15 protein-coding genes are annotated in these 20,522 nt (G+C 69.9%); 10 read left to right on the top strand and 5 right to left on the bottom strand.

What is annotated here, in order from left to right:
• Positions 1–7: 7 nt before the first annotated feature.
• From JOE67_RS03675 to JOE67_RS03650, 6 genes are read left to right on the top strand one after another with little or no spacing between them, the layout of a single operon-like run.
• A complete protein-coding gene (locus tag JOE67_RS03675) occupies positions 8–1,321 on the top strand; it encodes a sugar ABC transporter substrate-binding protein (RefSeq protein WP_204974198.1) in 1,314 nt (437 codons plus the stop codon).
• A gap of 8 nt (positions 1,322–1,329) precedes the next feature.
• A complete protein-coding gene (locus JOE67_RS03670; RefSeq protein WP_204974197.1) occupies positions 1,330–2,289 on the top strand; it encodes a carbohydrate ABC transporter permease in 960 nt (319 codons plus the stop codon).
• The gene (locus JOE67_RS03665; RefSeq protein WP_239527967.1) at positions 2,286–3,113 is read left to right on the top strand and encodes a carbohydrate ABC transporter permease; all 828 of its coding nucleotides are present in this window, start codon (positions 2,286–2,288) and stop codon (positions 3,111–3,113) included. Before JOE67_RS03670 ends, JOE67_RS03665 begins: the two co-directional genes overlap by 4 nt.
• A 38-nt stretch (positions 3,114–3,151) precedes the next feature.
• Positions 3,152–4,099 carry a sugar phosphate isomerase/epimerase family protein gene (locus JOE67_RS03660; protein WP_204974196.1) on the top strand — a complete coding sequence of 316 codons (948 nt, stop codon included), beginning with the start codon at positions 3,152–3,154 and terminating at the stop codon, positions 4,097–4,099.
• A 7-nt stretch (positions 4,100–4,106) separates the two neighbouring features.
• Complete coding sequence (locus JOE67_RS03655) at positions 4,107–5,360, top strand: MFS transporter (protein WP_204974195.1); 1,254 nt, start codon at positions 4,107–4,109, stop codon at positions 5,358–5,360.
• A complete protein-coding gene (locus JOE67_RS03650; protein ID WP_204974194.1) occupies positions 5,357–6,370 on the top strand; it encodes a sugar phosphate isomerase/epimerase family protein in 1,014 nt (337 codons plus the stop codon). Before JOE67_RS03655 ends, JOE67_RS03650 begins: the two co-directional genes overlap by 4 nt.
• Before the next feature lie 31 nt (positions 6,371–6,401).
• Here JOE67_RS03650 and JOE67_RS03645 read toward each other — a convergent pair whose 3' ends face one another.
• From JOE67_RS03645 to hrpA, 5 genes are all read right to left on the bottom strand, one after another.
• On the bottom strand, positions 6,402–7,307 hold the full coding sequence (locus JOE67_RS03645; protein WP_204974193.1) for an NYN domain-containing protein: 906 nt from the start codon (positions 7,305–7,307) through the stop codon (positions 6,402–6,404).
• Position 7,308: 1 nt separating this feature from the next.
• On the bottom strand, positions 7,309–8,307 hold the full coding sequence (locus JOE67_RS03640) for a Gfo/Idh/MocA family protein (RefSeq protein ID WP_204974192.1): 999 nt from the start codon (positions 8,305–8,307) through the stop codon (positions 7,309–7,311).
• Positions 8,308–8,349: 42 nt separating this feature from the next.
• Positions 8,350–9,690, bottom strand: a complete 1,341-nt coding sequence (locus JOE67_RS03635; protein WP_204974191.1) for an O-acetylhomoserine aminocarboxypropyltransferase/cysteine synthase family protein — start codon at positions 9,688–9,690, stop codon at positions 8,350–8,352.
• Between the two features lie 87 nt (positions 9,691–9,777).
• Positions 9,778–10,722, bottom strand: coding sequence for a quinone oxidoreductase family protein (locus tag JOE67_RS03630; RefSeq protein ID WP_204974190.1), 945 nt, complete (start codon positions 10,720–10,722; stop codon positions 9,778–9,780).
• Positions 10,723–10,745: 23 nt separating this feature from the next.
• A complete protein-coding gene (gene hrpA / locus JOE67_RS03625; RefSeq protein ID WP_239527966.1) occupies positions 10,746–14,765 on the bottom strand; it encodes an ATP-dependent RNA helicase HrpA in 4,020 nt (1,339 codons plus the stop codon).
• A 56-nt stretch (positions 14,766–14,821) separates the two neighbouring features.
• Here hrpA and JOE67_RS03620 point away from each other — a divergent pair, with 56 nt between their 5' ends.
• From JOE67_RS03620 to JOE67_RS03605, 4 genes are all read left to right on the top strand, one after another.
• Complete coding sequence (locus JOE67_RS03620) at positions 14,822–16,234, top strand: heparan-alpha-glucosaminide N-acetyltransferase domain-containing protein (protein WP_338041486.1); 1,413 nt, start codon at positions 14,822–14,824, stop codon at positions 16,232–16,234.
• Positions 16,231–17,067: an aldo/keto reductase gene (locus tag JOE67_RS03615; RefSeq protein WP_204974188.1), complete on the top strand. Its 837-nt coding sequence runs from the start codon at positions 16,231–16,233 to the stop codon at positions 17,065–17,067. Before JOE67_RS03620 ends, JOE67_RS03615 begins: the two co-directional genes overlap by 4 nt.
• A gap of 71 nt (positions 17,068–17,138) precedes the next feature.
• Entirely contained in the window at positions 17,139–18,914 is a 1,776-nt protein-coding gene (locus tag JOE67_RS03610) for a thioredoxin domain-containing protein (protein ID WP_204974187.1), read from the top strand.
• A 170-nt stretch (positions 18,915–19,084) separates the two neighbouring features.
• On the top strand, positions 19,085–20,494 hold the full coding sequence (locus JOE67_RS03605) for an amino acid permease (protein WP_204974186.1): 1,410 nt from the start codon (positions 19,085–19,087) through the stop codon (positions 20,492–20,494).
• Positions 20,495–20,522 lie beyond the last annotated feature (28 nt).

Genomic DNA, 20,522 nt, shown 5'->3' with positions numbered 1-20,522 from the left:
GATCGCGATGTACCCCCTTTCCCCTTCGCGACGCCGAGCGACGATGCTCGGGATCGCACTTCTGACATCCAGCACCCTGCTGCTCACCGGCTGCGGCCGCGCGGCGGAAGACGGCGGAGCGGCCGGCGGCGACGCCACGACCGTCGACGAGAAGCCCGCCACCGGGACCATCGAGATCTGGACGCAGGGCGCCGACGGCGCTGAGCTGCCCCAGATGTTCGACGAGTTCAAGAAGGACAACCCCGACGTCGAGATCAACATGACGCAGGTGCCCGAGGCGGAGTTCGCATCGAAGATGACGGCGGCGATCACGGCCGGCACCGTGCCGGACCTGATCTACGCGTTCACCGAGACGCAGTCCTCGCTCATCGCGACCGGCGGCTTCGACGCCGTGCCGGAGAAGCTGGTCGACCCCGATGACTTCTTCGAGGTCATCTGGGACAACTCGGTCTACGACGACGTCGCGTACGGTGTGCCGTGGTACGCCTACGCGAACATGCAGATCATCCGCACCGACCTCGCCGAGAAGGCGGGTGCCGAGGTGCCCACCGATTGGGACAGCCTTCGCACCTTCGCCGAGAAGCTCAAGGATGCAGGCACCGAGTACCCCCTCGCGCTGGACTCGAGCTACGACGCCTACACGGCGCGCCAGCTGCTCGCGTTCTCGGTGCAGAACGGCGGCGGCTTCATCTCCGACGACCTGTCGACCTGGACGATCAACTCCGAGGAGAACGTCGAGGCCCTGGAGTTCCTCTCCAGCCTCAAGACCGACGGACTCGCGTCGTCTGACGGTCCGGCGTTCCTCGACACCGTCCCCTGGACGAGCAGCGGCAAGAACGCGGAGATCGTCGACGGCGGACCCTGGTTCATCAGCTGGTTCGACGACGCGAACGGCGCCGGCTGGTCGGACGAGCACCTGACGCTCGCCCCGATGCCGACCGGTCCCGACGGCGATGCCGCGACCACGGTCGGCGGCGGAAGCTGGATGGTCCCCTCCGATTCCGAGAACAAGGACGGCGCCTGGAAGTTCGCGCGGTTCATGTCCGAGCCCTCGAGCCAGGTCAAGTGGTTCGAGATCTTCAAGAACATGCCCGCCGTGAAGGCGGCGTGGGAAGACCCCGCGCTCGCAGACAACCGCGTGCTCGAAACCGTCGAGAAGGGCCTCGAGTCGGGCGTCAACCTGCCCAAGGTCTCGACCTGGACCCAGGTCGGCACCGTGATCGGCGAGCAGATGGAGAAGGTCGTCCGCGGGGGTGCATCCGCGCAGGAAGCGCTGGACGCGGCGCAGGCACAGGCCGAGTCCATCGGGATGGGCGACTGACTCCGATCATGACCACCACCACCTCTGCGACTCGCACTGTGGTCACCCCGGGGACGCCGGCACGGCGTCCCCGGGGGGTCCGGAAGGCGCACGAGGGCTCGCGGGCGGAGACCACCACCGCGTGGCTCTTCCTCGCTCCGTTCCTCGTGATCTTCCTCCTGTTCACGGGTGTCCCGGCGGTCCTCGCCATCGGCGCGAGCCTGACGGACATGTCCGCGCGGGACATCCGCGACCCCCTCAACGTCAACTTCACCGGCTTCGACGGGTTCGCCGCGATCATCGGGAACCCGGGATTCCAGAGCGCCTTCCTCAACACCGTGCTCTTCGTGGTGCTGTGCGTGCCGATCAGCATGGGGCTTGGTCTCGCTCTCGCACTCATGCTGAACAACGGCATCCGCCGGCTGAAGACGTTCTTCCGGGCGGCCGCCTACATCCCGGTCATCACCAACATCGTGGCCGCCGCCGTGATCTGGCAGTACGCCTTCTCGATCACCGGCCCGGTGAACAGTGTGCTCGGCAGCCTCGGTCTTCCCGAGCCGAACTGGCTGGGCGACCCCGGCTGGGCCATCACCACCGTCGTCGCCATGGGCGTCTGGCGCACCACCGGCACCTGCATGATCCTCTTCCTCGCCGGCCTCCAGGCGGTTCCGGAGGAGATCTACGAGGCCGCAGCCACCGACGGCGCCGGCCCGTGGCGCCGCCTCTGGTCCATCACCCTGCCGCTGCTGCGCCCGACCACTCTGCTGGTCACCGTGCTGCAGACGGTGTCGTTCCTGAACATCTTCGAGGAGCCCTATCTGCTGACCAAGGGCGGTCCGCTCGGCTCCACGAAGTCGATCGCTCTGTGGGTCTACGAGCAGTTCGGCTTCGGCAACGTCTCCGCCTCGATGGCGGGATCGGTGCTGCTGCTGGTGCTCGTCGGCGTCGTCGCGATCGTCCAGTTCCGAATTCTGAGGCCGAAACATTGAAAACCCTGTCTCCGACGCGTCAGGCGCTCAACTACACCGCCCTCGCCGTCATCACCGTCTTCATGCTCCTGCCGTTCGTCTGGGTCTTCTTCGGCTCGTTCAAGACGCAGGGCGAGTTCCTCGCGAATCCAGGGGCCTGGTTCCCTGAGACCTTCCAGATCGACAACTACATCCAGCTCTTCCGCGACCGCGGATTCGGCGACTACATGATGAACAGCTTCATCGTGTCGAGCGTCGCGATCGCGGGCAACGTCGTCTTCAGCGCGATGGCGGGGTACGCCCTGGCGAAACTGCGCTTCCGCGGCAAGAACGTCGTGTTCCCGCTGGTGATCGCCTCGATGATCGTGCCCTACGTCGCACTCTTCGTGCCGCAGTTCGTGATCGTCGTGCAGATGGGCCTGGTCGACTCGCTGATCGCCATCATCCTCCCGGTGCTGACCCTGCCGCTGTGCGTGTTCATCATGCGCCAGTTCGCGCACGGCGTGCCGTACGAGCTGATGGAGGCGGCGCGCCTCGACGGCGCGGGGGAGGGCCGGATCTTCTTCCGCGTGTTCCTGCCGCTCACCGGGCCAGGACTCGCGACCGTCGCGATCCTGTCGTTCCTCACCTCCTGGAACAACTTCCTCTGGCCGCTCGTGGTCGCCCAGTCGCAGGACACCTACACGGCCCCCGTCGGCCTGTCGGTAGCCTCCCAGGCATCCAATTCGATCTCCTTCGGCCTGCTGCTGGCTGGAGCGATGGTGGTGCTGCTGCCGATCCTCATCCTGTTCCTGTTCCTGCAGAAGTACTTCATCCAGGGCGTCGCCGCCACGGGCCTGAAGTGACGCACCTCCCTCTGATGAGAAAGACAAGGACCATCGCAATGCCGCTCTCGGAACTGAAGTTCGCTCTCAACGCCATCCAGTGGATCAACGTGAAGGAGGATCCTGACGACCTCGACAGCGCGAGCCTGTGGCGCTTCGCCGATCCGGCCTTCGTCGCCGAGTACCCCGAGGTGCTCCGGGCGATCAAGGACGCGGGGTTCGGCGCCACGATGATGGAGGTCCTCGACACCCAGACGCTGCAGAGCTACGCCGCGATGGTGGCCGACTCCGGCCTCGCACTCGCCCCTGGCTACGTGCAGGTTCCGCTGGCGAGCGACCACGGCGGACGACTGGAGCGCGGCACGTTCGAGCGCATCCACTGGTTCGACGGCGTGCGCCGCAAGGCCGAGGAGTCGAACTACTTCGGCCTCAAGACCGTGTTCCTCGCCGCCGAGGTCGACCAGACCGCCATCCGCTGGACCAAGCCGGCGGTCGGTCACGATTTCCGCCAGGACCGTCTGGACGAGCTCACCGACCTCATCGACGAGGCTGTCGACGTGCTCAACGCAGAAGGTGTGAAGCCCGGCCTGCACAACCACGTAGGCACCTGGATCGAGACGCAGCACGAGTACGAGCACGTGCTGAACGCGATCGACGCGTCGCGCCTCGGCGCTGCTTTCGACATCGGTCACCTGGAGTGGGCGGGAATCAGCGCGAAGGATGCGATCACGACCTGGGCGGACCGGGTGCAGGACCTGCACCTGAAGGATCTCGATCTCGACCTCGCCCGCCGCACCCGTGACGGCGAGCTCACCTATGAGCGGGCCACCGACCTGGGCCTCTACCGCGAACCGGGCCGCGGCGACCTCGACCTCACGGGCACGCTCGCCGCGCTGCCGGAGGGCTGGGACGGCTGGGTCATCATCGAGGTCGACCGCGCCAGCATGGACCCGGTCGAGAGCGCCCACCACACCGCCCGCTGGGTCGCCGACGTCACCGGGCGCTGACGCGTCCATGACGCCCCGGACCTCCGCCTTCGGCGAACTGCGCACCGCGGCCGGCTGGCACTTCTTCGTCATCGCCTTCCTCGGCCGGCTGCCGGTGGCGATGAACGTCGTCGGAGTGCTGACGCTGGTGGCCGTGGCGCGCGGATCGCTGGCGGAGGCCGGCATCGCGTCGGCCACACTCGGCATCGCATCCGGCATCGGCGCACCGCTGCTCGGTGCCGCGGCCGATCGCTGGGGGCAGCGGCCGGTGCTCACCGCGGTCGCGCTGGTGAACACGGCCGCGCTGATCGGCGTCGTCACCGCCGCGTTCGCCGATGTGCCGCTCGTCGTCCTCTCGGCCGCGTGCCTTCTCGCCGGCGCGACGATCCCGCAGATCTCGTCGATGGCCCGCACCCGCTGGATGGCGCTGCTCGTGGGCGACGACCGCAGTCGCCGACGCATGTCCGCCGCGATGAGCTACGAGGGCATGGCCGACGAGCTGTCCTTCGTCGGCGGGCCTGTGCTCGTTGGCGTCCTGGGGGCCGGCTTCGGCCCCGCCGTGCCGATGCTGACCGCAGCAGCCATCACCCTGGTCTTCGTGCTCGCGTTCGCCTGGCACCCGACGGCGGCGGCCGTGCGTCCGCACCCGCACCCGGCTGCACCAGGGCCGGCGGGTCGGCCGCTGCTGCTGCGCCCCCTCGTCGCGCTGCCGATCGGCGGCATGTTCTTCATGGGCGCGTTCTTCGGCGCCGCTCTGGTGGCGCTCACCGCATTCCTTCGCGCTCAGGGCCTCGAGGAGCAGACTGGTCTCGTGTACGGCTGCATGGGAGTGACCAGTGCTGTCTCGGCGGTCGCCCTGGTCGCGCTGCCCGAGCGTGTCTCGCTCGCCACGCGCTGGGCCGTGTCCGCCTCTGTGCTCGTCGTCGCGGCCGTGTGCATGTCGTTCGTGGACACGGTGTGGGGCATGATCCTCGTCATCCTGCTCGTCGGAGCCGCCGCCGGCGCGCTGCTCGTCACCCTCAACAGTGCGGGGGCGGCCGCCGCTCCGCCCCGCCGCATGGCGACCACGATGACCCTGCTCGCCAGCGGCATCATCGTCGGCCAGGCGATCGCCTCGGCGGTCACCGGCGGTCTCGCCGAGCACCTCGGCTTCGCCGCAGCCGCGGGCTGCCTGCTCGCCGCCGCCGTCGGTGGTGTGCTCGTCGCCGCACTGAACATTCTCGTCGTCCGGCGCACTCGCGCGTCCGCATCGTCCGATCGTCTCGAAGGAGAACCCGCATGACCGCCAGCACGCACCCCGTGACCCTGTTCACCGGGCAATGGGCCGATCTGCCGTTCGAGGAGGTCGCGCGTCTCGCCGCCTCGTGGGGCTACGACGGTCTCGAGGTCGCCGCATCCGGAGATCACCTCGACCTGAAGCGCGCCGACGAGGATGACGCCTATGTCGCGTCCAGGAAGGAGATCCTCGACCGTTACGGCCTGCAGATCTTCGCGATCTCGAACCACCTGGCGGGGCAGGCCGTCTGCGACGCTCCGATCGACTTCCGCCACAAGGCGATCCTGCGGGACTACGTCTGGGGGGACGGTGAGGCGGAGGGCGTACGGCAGCGTGCCGCCGACGACATGAAGCGCGCGGCGCGCGTCGCGCGCAAGCTCGGCGTCGACACGGTGGTCGGCTTCACCGGATCGTCGGTCTGGCCCTATGTCGCCATGTTCCCGCCCGTGCCGGCATCGGTCATCGAGAGCGGCTTCGAGGACTTCGCGAATCGATGGAACCCGATCCTCGACGTGTTCGACGATGAAGGCGTGCGATTCGCACACGAGGTGCACCCGAGCGAGATCGCCTACGACTACTGGAGCTCGGTTCGCGCCCTCGAGGCCATCGGCCACCGCGAGGCCTTCGGCTTCAACTGGGATCCGTCGCACATGATGTGGCAGAACATCGACCCGGTCGGATTCATCTGGGACTTCAAGGACCGGATCTACCACGTCGACTGCAAGGACACCCGCATGCGTCCGCACAACGGCCGCGCCGGCGTGCTCGGCTCGCACCTGCCGTGGGGCGACCCCAGACGCGGCTGGGACTTCGTGTCGACCGGGCACGGCGACGTCCCCTGGGAGGACTCGTTCCGGGCCCTCGACGCGATCGGCTACACCGGGCCGATCTCCATCGAATGGGAGGACGCGGGCATGGACCGCCTGCACGGCGCTGCGGAGGCCGTGCAGTACGTGCGCTCGCTGCTGTGGCCTCAGCCGCAGGCGTCATTCGACGCCGCCTTCAGCAATCAGTGAGGAGCGGGAGCGTCGGGAGCGCCCGCGAGCGTCACGCCTCCTTGAGGCGCACCAGCCGCTCGTGACCGCTCTCCTCGAGCTCGGCGGCGTCGTCGCGTGAGCGCAGGAAGTCGTTGAACGAGCGGTACCCGAGCGCCTTCTCGCTGAACGACGGATCCATCCGGCGCATCTGCGTCTTCACGGCCGACGCATGCAGCCACTCGTCGGAATCGGTCTTGTCGTGGCCGAGACGCAGCGCGCGCACGAGCAGCGAGGTCGCCTCGGTCTGCTCGTCCTGCTTGGGTGCTGTGGTGCGGGCGCGCCGGGTCTTCGTGGCGCTCTTCGGCTCGGGCTTGTCCTTCGTCGACGCGGCGGCCGGGGGATCAGGGGTCGGACGGACGACGCCGGGAAGCGAGTCGTACGACTCGAACTCATCGCAGGCCGCGGCGAGAGACTTCGCCGTCGAGCCGGCGACACCCACGCCGATCACGTAGCGGCCGAGCCTCTTGCAGCGCTGGGCGAGCGGAACGTAGTCGCTGTCGCCGGCGACGATCACGACGTGCGTGAGGTCGGGCAGGCGGAACATGTCTTCGACGGCATCGACGGCCAGCCGGATATCGGCGCCGTTCTTGGCGTACGCCGCCGCGGGGAACAGCTGCACGAGATCGACGGCGCGGGCGACGAGCTGCGAGCGGTACTCCGCGTTCACCGGAGACGACCAGTCGGCGTAGGCGCGGGTGAGCACGAGCGTGCCGAACGACGAGGCGTAGTCGATGATCGCGCCGACCTCGATCGTCGCCTGCTTGAGGCGCTCTGCGACCTCGGCGTCGTGCGGGTCGTCGATGATGCGCTGGCGGTCCTTGCCGTACGCGTTGCGACCGTGCACCCGGTCGTACCAGGAGATCACGATGTTGTCGAAGTCGAGGTAGACCGCGACGCGGCCAGGTGTCTCAGCCATGTCAGCTCTCGCTCGGGTACACGACGCCGATCTGCCGGCGGATCTCATCGAGGGTGCCCATGATGGCCATCGACTCGGCGATCGGGAGCGCGAGCTGCGATCCGTCGGTGTCGCCCGCGGCGACCGCGCGCTCGGCGGCCTTCGCCTGATAGTGCATGCCGCGGCCCTCACCGGCCTTCATGCTTCCGTCGAACTCCTCGATGACCGTTCCGTCCGGGGCGATCACGCGCACCGCGCAGGGAGCGAGGAAGAACGGGCCGACCTCGATGCGGGCCTCCGTCCCCAGCACCACTGCGGTGCTCGGGCCTGCGGCACGCGACGAGGACAGCGAGGTCGAGATCGCGCCGCCCTCGTGGGTCATGATGGTCGCGACCTCGGCATCCGCCCCCGTCTCGAGCAGACGACCGGTCGCGGTGATGTCGACGGGCTGGCCGAGCACGTCCCAGATGAACGAGATCGGGTAGATGCCCAGATCGAGAAGGGCTCCGCCGCCGAGTGCGAGGTCGTTGAGCCGGTGCGAGGGGTCGGTCGGCAGGTTCTGCGTGTGATCGGCGGACACCGAGCGGATCTCGCCGAGGGTGCCCTCGGCGATGATCTCGCGGACGCGGATCATGTGCGGAAGGTAGCGCGTCCACATCGCCTCCATGGCGAGCAGGCCCTTCTCGGCGGCGAGGGACTGCAGGTCCTCGGCCTCTGCGCGATTGACCGTGAACGCCTTCTCGACGAGAACGTGCTTGCCGTTCTGCAGGGCGAGACGCGCATCCTCATGGTGCATGGGGTGCGGGGTCGCGACGTAGATGATGTCGACGTCGGGGTCTTCGGCGAGGTCGACGTACGAGCCGTGCGCACGGGGGATGTCGAAGCGGGCGGCGAACGCATCCGCCGATTCCTGTGAGCGCGAGCCCACCGCGACGAGGTCGAGACCGGCTGCGCGCAGGTCAGATGCGAAGGCGGCGGCGATGCCGCCGGTGGCGAGAATGCCCCATCGGAGTCCGGTCATGCCTTCAGCGTATCGGGGCGTCGGACATCGTCGGCGCTCGAGTCAGCGTGCGCCGACGAGAGCGTGCTCCCGCAGCGGTGCAAGCACGCGGTCGAGATCGGCGATCAGGTCGGCCGGGTCTTCGAGCCCCGCTGACACACGCACCGTGTTCAGCGAGATCCCCGCGGCCTCCCGCTGGGCGGCGGTCAGGTGCGAGTGGGTCATCGACGCCGGGTGGGCGACCATGCTGCGCGCGTCGCCGATGTTCGCGATGAGACGGAAGACCCGCAGCTCGTCGACGACGCTCGCGACCTGGGGAAACGCCTGCTCGTCTTCCGCGCCGACGAGGTCGAAAGAGAAGACCGACGGGGCGCCTCTCGGCAGGTACCGCGACGCGAGTTCGTTCCACGGATTGCCGGCGAGCGAGGGATGGTGCACCCGGGCGACGGCGGGATGCTGCGCCAGGTGCTCGGCGATCAGGCGCGCGGTCGCCGACTGCCGCGCGACCCGCAGGTCGAGCGTCTCCACGCCCTGCAGGATCTGCCAGGCGTTGAACGGCGACAGCGACGGGCCGAGATCGTGCACGTACTTCGACTTCACGAGGGCGGCGAACGCCCCTCCTCGGCCGAACCGCTCCCACAGCACGAGGTCGCCGAAGCGCGTGTACGGTCCCGTGAACTGCGGCCACCGCTCGGGCTGCGCACCGAAGTCGAAGCTGCCCTGGTCGACCACCACGCCGCCCAGCGAGCTGCCGTGTCCCGAGAGGAACTTGGTGGCTGAGTGCACGACGAAGTCGGCGCCGTGCTCGCCGGGGCGCACGAGGTGAGGCGTGCCCACCGTGTTGTCGATGACGAGCGGAACGCCGGCCTCGTGCGCGATGTCGGCCACCGCGCGGATGTCGAGCACCTGGGCGATCGGGTTGGCGACCGACTCGGCGAACAGCAGCCGGGTGCGCGGGGTGATGGCATCGCGCCAGGCGCCGAGGTCGTCCTGGTCGACGAAGGTCACCGAGATGCCGAAGTCGTCGAGCGTCTCCTGCAGCAGGTCGATCGTGCCGCCGTACAGCTGGTCGGCTGCGACCACGTGACCGCCGCGGTGCACGAGCGCGAGGATCGTGACCGCCACGGCGGCCTGGCCGGAGGCGACGGCGACAGCGCTCACGCCGCCCTCGAGCAGCGCGACCCGCTCTTCGAGGATCTGCTGGGTCGGATTGGCGTTGCGGCTGTAGATGATGCCCGTCTTGCGCAGGGCGAACAGGTCGGCCGCCTCGGCGAGGGAGGAGAACTCGTAGGCCGCTGTCTGATGGATCGGCGGGACGGCGCTGATCACCCCGGTCGGCTGGTAGCCGGCCTGCACCTGCGCGGTCGCGAAAGCCGGCGTCGTCTCGGCACCAGGGGAAGTCATGTGCTCATGATGCTCCGCAGGGGCGCCGCTGCGCGCGTCGTGTGTCGAACTGTTGCGACGTGCGTCGGAGTGCCGTGCGCGATCGGCTCAGGGGATGAGGATGATCTTGCCGTCGGCGGCGTGCCGCTCGATCAGCTCGTGCGCCCTGGCCGCCTCGGCGAGGGGCAGCTCGGGGCCGAGCTCGACCTGGAAGTCGCCGGCTTCGATGAGGTTGATCGTCAGCGGTATCGCCTCCTGCCGCCACGCCTGCTCCTCTTCCGTGAGAGGGACGGGACTGCCGCCCGAGAACGCCCGGATGCCGAAGTCGGCCGCATCCGGGCCTCGGACGATCGTCGCGATGCGGTCGCGGTCGTCGACGAGGTCGAGCGAGGTGCGGATCGCCTCGTCGGTGCCCGCGCAGTCGAGAGCGACCGTGACACCGCCGGGGGCGACCTCGCGCACGCGCTCGGTCAGCCCCTCGCCGTATGCGACGGGCTCAGCGCCGAGCGCGCGCAGCTGGTCGAATCGCCCGGGGCTGCCGGTGGCGATCACCCTCGCGCCCCACAGGACGGCGTACTGCACGGCGGCCTGCCCGACGGCCCCCGAGCCCGCGTGCACCAGGAGGGTGTCGCCCTTCGCCACCTCGAGCGAGCGCAGGCACTGGTAGGCGGTTCCGACCGGTATGCCGAGGGCTGCGCCCTCGGCCATCGTCACGCCGTCGGAGAGGCGGAACAGCTTCGACACGGGAACAGCGAGGGCGCTCGCGTAGGTGCCGAGCACATTGTCGACGACGACGCGGTCGCCGATCGCGAAACCCGTGACGCCCTCGCCGAGGCCTGCGACGACACCCGCTCCGTCGAAGCCGACGCGGCGCGGTTCGACGATGGGGGGCGAGGGGCGGGCGCCGCGGCGCAGCTTGGCATCCAGCGGATTCACTCCGGCCGCCTCGATGCGCACGACCACCTCGCCGGGGCCCGCGACGGGCTCGGGGATCTCGGTGAGGTGCAGGACGTCAGGCGTGCCGATCTCGGTGTAGACGATTGCGTGAGCCATGCGCCCCACGCTACCTCGACGGATCAGGCGCGGGCCGCGAGCGCCTTCATGATGCGCTGCGGCGAGACCGGCTGTGCAGTGCCGAGCCGCTGGGCGAAGACACTGACGCGGTACTCCTCGAGCAGCCAGCGCACCTCGACGAGGTCGGCTGGAGCATCCGGGCCGAGCGGCACGGTTCCGCCGGCGTCGCCGAACGCCTTCGCGACCCGCTCGTACTCCGTCATCCGTGTACGGTCCCTGCCCGGTTCGTTCGCGAGGGTCTTCAGCCGCTCGAGCATGCCGTCGAGGTAGCGGGGCAGGTGAGTGAGGCGCTCGACGCCGGTCGCCGAGATGAAGCCGGGCCGGATCAGCGCGCTCAGCTGCGAGCGGATGTCGTTCAGCGGACCGAGCAGCGCGAGCGAGTTCTGCGACTTGATGCCGCGCTCGACGTCACGGCTCTTCGTGAGGATCTTCGCGACGAGCGACACGCAGGCGAAGAGCGCGTCGACGAGCTCGGCATTCACCTCGTCGCGCACCCGGCGGAACTCCGCTTCGGTGCGGATCACCCCGCCCGGCACACGCGCATCGACGAGGGAGCGCACGACGGCCGTGCGCGCGTCCTCGATGAGCGCGGCGACGTTCTCATACGGCGATGCGGCGAGCGCGAGCTTCTCGGGCGCGGTCAGGTGGTTCTGCACGTACGAGGCGGGGGAGGGGACGTTCAGCAGCACGAGGCGCAGCACGCCCGCCCTGGTCGCCGCGGCCGCGGCATCCGCCGTCGCCTCGACCCGAACCGAGACCGACTTCCCCCGGTCGACGATCGCCGGGTACCCGCGCACGGTGCCACCGGCGACGCGGGTGTCGAGCACCTCGGGCAGGTCGCCGAAGGTCCAATCGGTCAGGTCGTCTCGCTCGATCGGACCACGGGTCGATGCGGCTGCGACGCGCTCGGCCTCACGACGGGGGCCGGCGGTGCGGCCCTGGTCCGGACGGTTCAGCGAGCGGGTCACGCTCTGCCGGGACCGATCCGACAGACGCTGCTGCAGGTCCTGCAGATCGCGACCGGACCCGGCGATCCGGCCCCGTTCGTCGACGGCCCGGAAGTTCACCAGCAGGTGACCCGGCACGCGGGCGTCGTCGAAGTCGGCGGCAGAGACGGGCTGATTGGCGAGCGGCTGGATGAGCTTCGCCAGCGCCTCTTTGAGCGTGCGTGCAGGCACGCCGGAGTGGTGCTCCGGCCCTTCGGCGGCGAGCTGCTCGCCGAACTTCTCCGCCCAATCGGCGGCAGGCACGACATGGCGGCGGATCGCCTTGGGCAGGGCGCGCAGCAGTGCGGTGATCAGTTCGGCGCGGAGCCCCGGAACCTGCCAGTCGAAGCCGGTGTCACGGACCTGCTGCAGCAGCGCGAGCGGCATCACGACGCTGACGCCGTCGTCTTCGGCGCCTGGTTCGAAGCGGTACGCGAGGCCCAGCACCTGGTCGTCCTGCTGCCACCGAGTGGGGAACTCGCTCTGATCGGACCGGCTGTCGTCGTCGACGAGGTCGCTCTCGCGCATCACGAGCAGCTTGGGCGTCTTCTGCAGCGCGTCGCGCCACCACTTCTCGAAGGATCGCACGTCGAACACCTCGCGCGGGATGCGCTCGTCATAGAACGCGAAGACCGTCTCGTCGCCCGCGAGGATGTCGCGGCGGCGCTCGCGCTCCTCGAGCTTCTCGAGCCGTCGGCGCAGCTCGGCGTTCGCCCGCCAGAACGCGCTGACGCGCTTGTCGATCCGCGACGGATCCCACTCGCCTTCGACGAGCGCGTGGCGCAGGAACAGCTCGCGCGCCCCCGCGCGATCGATCCGCGCGAACTGCACTCGTCGCTTCGGGATGATCTCGACCCCGAACAGCGTCACCTTCTCGTAGGCGACCGCGGCACCGGCATCCTTCGACCAGTGCGGTTCGGTGACCTGGCGCTTGGCGAGGTCGCCGGCGAGGGCCTCGGCCCACGCCGGATCGATCGCCGCGACCGTGCGCGCGAAGGTGCGGGAGGTCTCGACGACCTCAGCGGCCATGACCGCCTGCGGCGACTTCTTTCGCAGTCCCGAGCCGGGGAAGATCGAGAACCGGATGCCGCGGGCGCCGCGGTACTCGGCGATGCGGCGCTTCTCGCCCTTGGCCTTGTTGGCGCTCGGCGATGCGGTGCGCTCGTCGAGGATGCCGATCTGCGAGAGCAGCCCGGCCAGGATCGCCCGGTGGAGGGCATCGGGGTCGGTCGCACCGTCGCCCCGAGCCGTGTCCCTCGGCGCCTTCACGAGCGTGCGCAGCTGACGGTGCACGTCGAACCACTCCCGCACGCGCACGTAGTTCAGGTGCTCGCTGCGGCACATGCGGCGGAAGGCGCTCGAGCCGAGCTCCTTCTGCTGCTCGCGCAGGTGGTTCCACAGGTTCAGCAGGGTGAGGAAGTCACTGGTCGGATCGGCGAAGCGCGCGTGCATGCGATCGGCCTCATCGCGCACCGACTGCGGGGCGTCGGCGCTGGGGCGCTCGCGCACGTCCTGGATCGACAGCCCGGCGACGATCGCCATGACGTCGGCGAGCACCTGACCGCCCGAGCGCGTCGCTTCGATCAGCATCCGCGCGAACCGAGGATCCATGGGCATCCGCGCGATGTCGCGACCGATCCTCGTCAGGCGGGGCTGCCCGGTTCCGGAGCCTGAGGAGGAGCGAGTGAGGTCGACGGCGCCGATCTCGGTGAGCAGGTCGAGGGCGGCCTTCACGCCGCGGGAGTCGGGCGGGGTGAGGAAGGGGAACGCGGTGATGTCGCCGAAGCCCAGCGACAGCATCTGCAGCACGACCGAGGCGAGCGAGGTGCGCAGGATCTCCGGTTCGGTGAACTCCGGCCGCTTCTCGAAGTCGTCCTCGCTGTACAGACGGATCGCGATGCCGTCGCTGGTTCGGCCCGCGCGGCCGGAGCGCTGGTTCGCGGATGCCTGTGACACCGCCTCGATGGGCAGCCGCTGCACCTTCGAGCGGGCGCTGTACCGGGAGATGCGGGCGGTGCCGGTGTCGACCACGTACTTGATGCCAGGCACGGTGAGGCTCGTCTCGGCGACGTTGGTGGCCAGCACCACGCGGCGACGTACACCGGCGACCTTCGACGGCTCGAAGACCCGGTGCTGCTCAGCGGCCGAGAGGCGGCCGTACAGCGGCAGCACCTCGACGGGCGAGGTCGACGAGCGGTACGCGCCGCGCACGGCGTCCGCCGCATCGCGGATCTCGGCCTCGCCGGGCAGGAACACGAGTACGTCGCCCGGCGCCTCGCGGTCGAGCTCGCGCAGGGCCGACACGATGGCCGTGACCTCGTCCTCCGGCTCGGAGGCGCTGCCGTCAGAACTTCGGAGTCTCGCCGACGAACCGCGCCGCTCAGGTCGTCCCGCTCCCGATTCGCGGGATTCTTCCGGAGTTGCGGCGTCGTCGACGAGCGGACGATACCTGATCTCGACGGGGTACGTGCGGCCGGAGACCTCGATGATCGGCGCGGGCTCTCCGTTCGCGTCGGCGAAGTGCGCCGCGAAGCTCTCGGGATCGATCGTCGCCGAGGTGATGATGACCTTGAGGTCGGGCCGTTCGGGCAGGATCCGCCGCAGGTACCCCAGAAGGAAGTCGACGTTGAGCGAGCGCTCGTGCGCCTCGTCGATGATGATCGTGTCGTAGCGTCGCAGCAGCCGATCGCGATGGATCTCGTTCAGCAGGATGCCGTCGGTCATCAGCGCGATGCGCGTGGCATCAGACACCTGGTCGGTGAAGCGCACCTTGTAGCCGACCAGGTCGCCGAGCTCGACGTGCAGCTCCTCGGCCACGCGCTCGGCGATCGTGCGGGCCGCCAGACGCCGCGGCTGGGTGTGCGCGATGCGCTCCCGCCCGAGCTCGAGGCAGATCTTCGGCAGCTGGGTCGTCTTGCCAGACCCGGTCGCACCCGCGACGATCACGACCTGGCTGTCGCGGATCGCGGCGGCGATCTCGTCGCGCGCCGCGCTGACCGGCAGCTCGGGCGGGTAGGTGATGACGGGCGACGACATAGCCCTCCATCGTATCGCCGCCGATCCCGGTCGCGACCGGTCGCTACGATCAGCGAGTGACCGCTGCGCCGCCCGTCTCCCCACCGGAGTCGCCTTCCGCCCGTCTGCCCGCCCGCTCGGCTCTCGCACGGTGGTGGCAGGGCTTCGGCCGTGCTCCGCGCATCATGGGCTTGGACGTGGCGCGTGCGCTCGCCGTCCTCGGCATGGTGGGCGCGCACGTCGCCACCACGGCAGACGAGGTGCGCGTCTTCGAGCCGGATACCTGGAACGCCCTCGTGCACGGGCGCTCGTCCATCCTGTTCGCCGTGCTCGCGGGCATCTCGATCTCGCTGATGACGGGGCGCACCAGCATCCCTCGTCGTGACGACCTGCCCCGGCTGCGACTGAATCTGATCGGCCGCGGGGCCGCAGTGTTCGTCATCGGCATCGTCCTCGAGCTGCTCGGCACGCCCGTGGCCGTCATCCTCACCGTGTACGGGCTGGTGTACGTCGCCGCGATCCCGATGCTGAGATGGCGAGTGTGGCAGCTGTTGCTGGCGGCGGGCGTCCTCGCGGTCGCCGGACCGCCTCTGCTCGCACTCGCCCGGGTGCTGTCGCTGGGCGCGACGGGACCTGGCACCGACATGGTGCTGTTCGGCACCTACCCGATCACCGTGTGGATGGCGTTCGTGCTGGTGGGGATGGCGATCGGGCGCGTGCGGGTGGATGCGGCGCGCACAGCCGTGGTCCTGCTCGTGGCCGGCATCGTCTTCGCCGTCGGGGGATACGGTCTCGGCGCCCTGGGCGGAGCCCTGGCGCCGACCGAGGTCGAAGAGGGCTCGAGCATCATCGACGGCAGCGGCTCCGAGGAGATGCCCGCGCCGATGCCCGCCTCGGAGGTGGACTTCGGCGAGGCGGTCTGCGACTCCTGGGGCGACGGGCAGTTCTACTGCTACCCCCAGCCGTCGCAGAGCGGACTGGACGCTCCGTCCTCCGGCTCACCGTCGAGCTCCGCGATCGACGAGGGGATCGACGGCGCGGGTGGCTGGGCCTCGTACCCGCAGGCTCTCGCCGAGCAGCTGCCAGGGGAGGCCGTCGTGAGCGCGCTCCTCTCATCGGGCCCGCACTCCGGCGGCACGGCGGAGATCCTCGGGTCGGGCGGCTTCGCCGTCGCGGTGATCGGGGCGTGCCTGCTTCTCAGTCGCCCGCTGCGCTGGGTGCTGCTGCCGTTCGCGGCGCTCGGCTCGATGCCCCTGAGCGCGTACTCCGCCCACATCGTGGCGATCGTCGCCATCGCGGGTCCCGCAGGGCTTCCCGACAGCGAGCACGCCTGGGGCTGGTTCTCCCTGTCGCTGCTGGTGGCGACGACCGGCTGGGCGATCATCGTCGGCCAGGGGCCGCTCGAGAAGCTGGTGGCGCGGGCGGCCGCCGCCATGTCTGCGGGCGCCCCCGCGCCCGCAGCACCAGACCGACCTAGGGTGGATGCATGACGATCCCCACTCTCGAACTCAACGACGGAAACACGATCCCCCAGCTCGGCTACGGCGTCTTCCTCGTGCCCGCCGACGAAGCGGAGCGCGCGGTGAGCGAGGCTCTCGAGACCGGCTACCGCCACATCGACACTGCGGCGATCTACCGCAACGAAGAGGGCGTGGGCGCCGCCATCGCGAAGAGCGGCATCCCGCGCGACGAGCTCTTCATCACCACCAAGCTGTGGAATGACCGCCACGACGGCGACGAGCCCGACCGGGCGATCGACGAGAGCCTCGAGAAGCTCGGTCTCGACGCCGTCGATCTCTATCTCGTGCACTGGCCGACGCCCGCGAACGACAACTACGTCCACGCGTGGGAGAAGATGATCGGCATCCGCGAGCGCGGTCTGACCCGCTCGATCGGCGTCTCGAACCACCTCGTGCCGCACCTCGAGCGCATCGTCGCCGAGACCGGCGTCACCCCGGCGGTCAACCAGATCGAGCTCCACCCCGCCTACCAGCAGCGCGACATCACCGACTGGGCCGCCGCGCACGGCGTGCGCATCGAGTCGTGGGGCCCGCTCGGGCAGGGCAAGTACGACCTGTTCGGCGCCCGGCCGATCGCGGATGCCGCTGTCGCCACCGGCCGCACCCCTGCACAGGTGGTCCTGCGCTGGCACCTGCAGAAGGGCTTCATCGTCTTCCCGAAGTCGGTGCGAGCCGAGCGCATGCGCGAGAACCTCGACGTGTTCGGCTTCGAGCTCGACGAGCAGCAGATGGCGGCGATCGACGGCCTCGACCCGCTCGACGGCTCTGGTCGGGTCGGGACGCACCCGAACGATCTGAACTGACGCGAATCTCGAGACCCTCTGCCTCCGGCCGCACAGCCCCGGGGCAGGGGGTCTCGGCGTAGCGTGGGGGAATGACGAACCGGCTCGCCGACACGCTCAGCCCCTACCTGCGCGCACACGCCGACAACCCCGTCGACTGGCATCCGTGGGGCGAAGAGGCGTTCGCCGAGGCCCAGCGCCGCGACGTGCCCCTGCTCATCTCGATCGGCTACTCGACCTGCCACTGGTGCCACGTGATGGCGCGCGAGTCGTTCGCCGACGAGGCGACTGCGGCGCAGATCAATGCGGACTTCGTCGCGGTCAAGATCGACCGCGAGGAGCATCCCGACGTCGACTCCGCCTTCATGGCCGCCGCGTCCGCCTTCACCCGCAGCCTCGGCTGGCCGCTGACCGTCTTCACCACACCCGCCGGTCGCACCTTCTACGCCGGCACGTACTTCCCGCCGCAGGCCCGCGGCGGGATGCCGTCGTTCCGCGACGTTCTGACGGCGGTCAGCGAGGCGTGGACGAATCGCCGCAGCGAGGTGAACGAGTCGGCGGATGCCGTGGCCGACGCCCTTCGGCACGCGGCGACCGGTGATGACGGCGGCATGCCCGCCGCCCCTGCGCTGCAGGCCGCGGCTGCGACGATCCTGCAGCGCGAGGACCGCCTGCACGGCGGCTTCGGTGGGGCGCCCAAGTTCCCGATGGCGACGACGCTGCGATTCCTCCAGCATCCGGTCGCCGACGGCGCGGATGCCGCACGCCGAGCGCTCGATGCGATGGCCGCGTCGGAACTGCGTGATCACGTCGACGGCGGCTTCTTCCGGTATGCGACGCAGGGCGACTGGACGGTGCCGCACTACGAGCGGATGCTGATCGACAATGCCCAGCTGATCGACGTCGCGCTCGCCGCGGGGCGTGACGACGTCGTGCGCGGCATCGTGGGGTTCCTGCTCGGGGTGCTGCGCCGCGACGAGGGGGCGTTCGCCGCAGCGCAGGACTCGGAGTCGTGGATCGACGGTCAGCGCAGCGAGGGCGGGTATTACCGCGCCGACGCCGCGACGAGGGCATCCCTCGCCCCGCCCGCTGTCGACGGAAAGGTGCTCACGGGCTGGAACGGCCTCGCGATCGGCGCGCTCGCCCGCGCCGGGGCGCGGCTGGGGGAGCAGCAGTGGGTGGATGCCGCGTCCGCGGCCGCCGCGCACGTGCTGCGGGTCAACCGCTCGCATGCGGGGGCGATCGTGCGCTCGTCGCTCGACGGCGTCGCGGCGTCCGCTGTCGCCACGGCCGCCGACATCGGGCTCCTCGCGGACGGGCTGTTCTCGCTGGCGCTCGCCACCGGCGACGCGGACTGGGCGACGAGGGCGGTCGCCGTGCTCGACGAGCCGCTCGCCGCCGACCCCGTGCTCTCCGCGCAGGGGCTCGCGGCCGCGGGTGACGACAGCGACGGGGATCTGCCCTCGGGGCCAGCGGCGCGGGCATCCGCTCACCTCAGTGCGTGGCTTCTCGGCGCGGGCGACGATCACCGCGAGCGCGCCGTCGCGCTGTGCGCGCCGCTCGTCGGGCGCGCACTGCAGCATCCGCTCGCGTACGGCACGCTGCTGCGCGTCTCGGCGACGCTCGCCGGGCCCTCCCGTCAGGTCGTCGCCGTCACCTCTCGCGGCGGGGCGCTCGCGGATGCCGTTCGCGCGGTCGACGCCGATGTGTTGGCCGTGGTGACGCCGGCTCAGGCTCGTGCGTTCGCGGATGCCGATTTCGCGCTCTTCGAGGGCAAGCACGCCACCGACGGGGTCGCCTACGACTGCCGCGACTTCGTGTGCCGGCTTCCGACCGCGCGGCCCGAAGAGCTCGCGTCTGCTCGATAGCGGCCACGGGTGCGCATTCTGATCACTGAGGAGACCGCACGCCGTGCCTCAGCGCGCACGGTGCGCGGTGATCTCGCGGCATTTTGCATCGGGATGGCACGCCGTTCTAGTGTTGCGCTTCGGAGCGACGCGCACGCCGCGCTTCCCGCGACCGGACGAGGAGGTCCGCCATGGCCGAGGTGCCACTGACCACGACGACCACCAAGGGTCTGCATCCCGGGCTCACCCGCCGGCAGATCTCGATGATGGGCCTCGGCGGCGCGATCGGCGCCGGTCTCTTCGTCGGATCGGGTCAGGCCATCGGCATCGCAGGACCCGCCGTGCTCGTGTCGTACCTCATCGCAGGCACCGTCGTGATCCTCATCATGGCGATGCTCGCCGAGATGGTCGCCGCCCGCCCCAGCTCCGGCGCCTTCAGCTCGTTCGCGCAGCGCGCCATGGGTCGCAGCGCCGGAAGCGCGGTCGGCTGGCTCTACTGGATCCAGCTCGTGGTGGTGATCGCCGCCGAGGCGACGGGCGCCGCGGGCATCATCGAGGGGTGGGTTCCCGGCATGCCGGCGTGGCTGTGGGTGCTCATCTTCGTCGCCGCGCTCACCGCGGTCAATCTGTTCGGCGTGCGCAACTACGGCCGCTTCGAGTTCTGGTTCGCGGCGATCAAGGTGTTCGCCATCATCGCGTTCCTCGTGGTGGGAGCATGCGCGATCCTCGGCTTCATCCCCGGTGTCCCCGCTACGGGCATCGGCAACCTCGTAGACCACGGCGGCTTCGCACCGCACGGCATCGCGGGCATCGCCGCCGCGCTGCTGGTCGTCGTCTTCGCGTTCGGCGGCACCGAGGTCGTCGCGATCGCCGCCGCCGAGTCGGACGACCCGGCGCGCAACATCAAGCGCATCGTGCGCGAGGTCATGGTGCGCATCCTCGTGTTCTACCTCGGCTCGATCTTCGTGATCGTGGCCGTGCTGCCGTGGAACTCACCCGAGGTCCTCGAGGGGCCGTTCTCGGCCGTGCTGTCCACGCTGCGCGTGCCCGGCGTAGACCTCGTGATGTCGCTCATCGTCGTGATGGCGCTGCTGTCGGCCATGAACGCCAATATCTACGGCGCCTCGCGCATGGCCTACTCGCTGGGCGAGCGGGGGCTGGCGCCGCTGGCATCCACCCGCACGAGCGCCGCCGGCGTGCCCTACGTCGCCGTGCTCGCGTCGGTCGCCTTCGGCTTCGTCACCGTCGTGCTCAACTGGGCCTTCCCTGAGACGGTCATGGGGCTGCTGCTCAACATCGTCGGGTCGACCGTGCTCATCATCTGGGCCGCGACCGCGGTCTCGCAGATCATCCTGCGCCGCCGCGCCGACCGCGACGGTGAGGCGCTCCCGATGCGCATGTGGGGCTTCCCGTGGCTGTCGTGGGCCGCGCTCGTGCTGCTCGCGCTGATCATCTCCCTCGCGATGATCGATCCGGCGGCGCGCACCCAGCTGCTGCTCACACTCGCGCTCACCGCCGCGCTTCTCGGCCTCTCACGGCTGACGAAGGGGCGCTCGCGCCAGGGCGTGGTCAAGCAGCTCGACGACACGCAGGCTCGCTAGGCGACCCACCGGCCCGCCAGTCCGCGCG

Origin of the sequence: Microbacterium esteraromaticum, from assembly GCF_016907315.1 — a bacterium.
GTDB classification, from domain to species: Bacteria; Actinomycetota; Actinomycetes; order Actinomycetales; family Microbacteriaceae; genus Microbacterium; species Microbacterium esteraromaticum.
Note: the sequence above shows the minus strand (reverse complement) of the source record. Positions and strands in the feature narration are given on the sequence as shown.

Bases quoted from the DNA above. Each gene is read 5' to 3' on its own strand.
- JOE67_RS03675 (WP_204974198.1), top strand. From the start codon at position 8: ATGTACCCCCTTTCCCCTTCGCGACGCCGAGCGACGATGCTCGGGATC.
- JOE67_RS03670 (WP_204974197.1), top strand. From the start codon at position 1,330: ATGACCACCACCACCTCTGCGACTCGCACTGTGGTCACCCCGGGGACG.
- JOE67_RS03660 (WP_204974196.1), top strand. From the start codon at position 3,152: ATGCCGCTCTCGGAACTGAAGTTCGCTCTCAACGCCATCCAGTGGATC.
- JOE67_RS03655 (WP_204974195.1), top strand. From the start codon at position 4,107: ATGACGCCCCGGACCTCCGCCTTCGGCGAACTGCGCACCGCGGCCGGC.
- JOE67_RS03650 (WP_204974194.1), top strand. From the start codon at position 5,357: ATGACCGCCAGCACGCACCCCGTGACCCTGTTCACCGGGCAATGGGCC.
- JOE67_RS03645 (WP_204974193.1), bottom strand. From the start codon at position 7,307: ATGGCTGAGACACCTGGCCGCGTCGCGGTCTACCTCGACTTCGACAAC.
- JOE67_RS03640 (WP_204974192.1), bottom strand. From the start codon at position 8,307: ATGACCGGACTCCGATGGGGCATTCTCGCCACCGGCGGCATCGCCGCC.
- JOE67_RS03635 (WP_204974191.1), bottom strand. From the start codon at position 9,690: ATGACTTCCCCTGGTGCCGAGACGACGCCGGCTTTCGCGACCGCGCAG.
- JOE67_RS03630 (WP_204974190.1), bottom strand. From the start codon at position 10,722: ATGGCTCACGCAATCGTCTACACCGAGATCGGCACGCCTGACGTCCTG.
- hrpA (WP_239527966.1), bottom strand. From the start codon at position 14,765: ATGTCGTCGCCCGTCATCACCTACCCGCCCGAGCTGCCGGTCAGCGCG.
- JOE67_RS03615 (WP_204974188.1), top strand. From the start codon at position 16,231: ATGACGATCCCCACTCTCGAACTCAACGACGGAAACACGATCCCCCAG.
- JOE67_RS03610 (WP_204974187.1), top strand. From the start codon at position 17,139: ATGACGAACCGGCTCGCCGACACGCTCAGCCCCTACCTGCGCGCACAC.
- JOE67_RS03605 (WP_204974186.1), top strand. From the start codon at position 19,085: ATGGCCGAGGTGCCACTGACCACGACGACCACCAAGGGTCTGCATCCC.